This is a genomic window from Corynebacterium sp. HMSC05H05 (assembly GCF_001807265.1).
Lineage (GTDB): Bacteria > Actinomycetota > Actinomycetes > Mycobacteriales > Mycobacteriaceae > Corynebacterium.
In genome coordinates this window covers 1-1,067 of the sequence record NZ_KV788418.1, presented here as the reverse complement: position 1 = coordinate 1,067, position 1,067 = coordinate 1, and the positions used below count along the sequence as shown (strand labels likewise).

Sequence of the window (1,067 nt, the reverse complement as noted above, 5' to 3'; positions counted from 1 at the left end):
TTTCTTGGCTCCCGCCCCAAGTTGCAACAGCACCAAAATATATCATCATGAACAATAAAACTGTCTGCTTACATAAACAGTAATACAAGGGGTGTTATGAGCCATATTCAACGGGAAACGTCTTGCTCGAGGCCGCGATTAAATTCCAACCTGGATGCTGATTTATATGGGTATAGATGGGCTCGCGATAATGTCGGGCAATCAGGTGCGACAATCTATCGATTGTATGGGAAGCCCAATGCGCCAGAGTTGTTTCTGAAACATGGCAAAGGTAGCGTTGCCAATGATGTTACAGATGAGATGGTCAGACTAAACTGGCTGACGGCATTTATGCCTCTTCCGACCATCAAGCATTTTATCCGTACTCCTGATGATGCATGGTTACTCACCACTGCGATCCCCGGGAAAACAGCATTCCAGGTATTAGAAGAATATCCTGATTCAGGTGAAAATATTGTTGATGCGCTGGCAGTGTTCCTGCGCCGGTTGCATTCGATTCCTGTTTGTAATTGTCCTTTTAACAGCGATCGCGTATTTCGTCTCGCTCAGGCGCAATCACGAATGAATAACGGTTTGGTTGATGCTAGTGATTTTGATGACGAGCGTAATGGCTGGCCTGTTGAACAAGTCTGGAAAGAAATGCATAAGCTTTTGCCATTCTCACCGGATTCAGTCGTCACTCATGGTGATTTCTCACTTGATAACCTTATTTTTGACGAGGGGAAATTAATAGGTTGTATTGATGTTGGACGAGTCGGAATCGCAGACCGATACCAGGATCTTGCCATCCTATGGAACTGCCTCGGTGAGTTTTCTCCTTCATTACAGAAACGGCTTTTTCAAAAATATGGTATTGATAATCCTGATATGAATAAATTGCAGTTTCATTTGATGCTCGATGAGTTTTTCTGATAGTTAGTCTTTGTAGAGACACAAACCTGAAATTCCGGACACCGCGCTTCAGGACATCTCCCTGGACGCCGATATCTGGCAGTATCCGGACGGGGCACTGTTGCAAATAGTCGGTGGTGATGGTGCTGTTGCAAAGTTGGGGCAGTAGGAAGACC

Annotated in this window: 1 protein-coding gene; it reads left to right on the top strand. The window is 45.0% G+C overall.

The window, feature by feature from the left end:
* Positions 1 to 96: 96 nt before the first annotated feature.
* A complete protein-coding gene (locus tag HMPREF3151_RS10615) occupies positions 97 to 912 on the top strand; it encodes an aminoglycoside O-phosphotransferase APH(3')-Ia (RefSeq protein WP_000018326.1) in 816 nt (271 codons plus the stop codon).
* Positions 913 to 1,067: the final 155 nt, after the last annotated feature.

Bases quoted from the DNA above. Each gene is read 5' to 3' on its own strand.
- HMPREF3151_RS10615 (WP_000018326.1), top strand. From the start codon at position 97: ATGAGCCATATTCAACGGGAAACGTCTTGCTCGAGGCCGCGATTAAAT.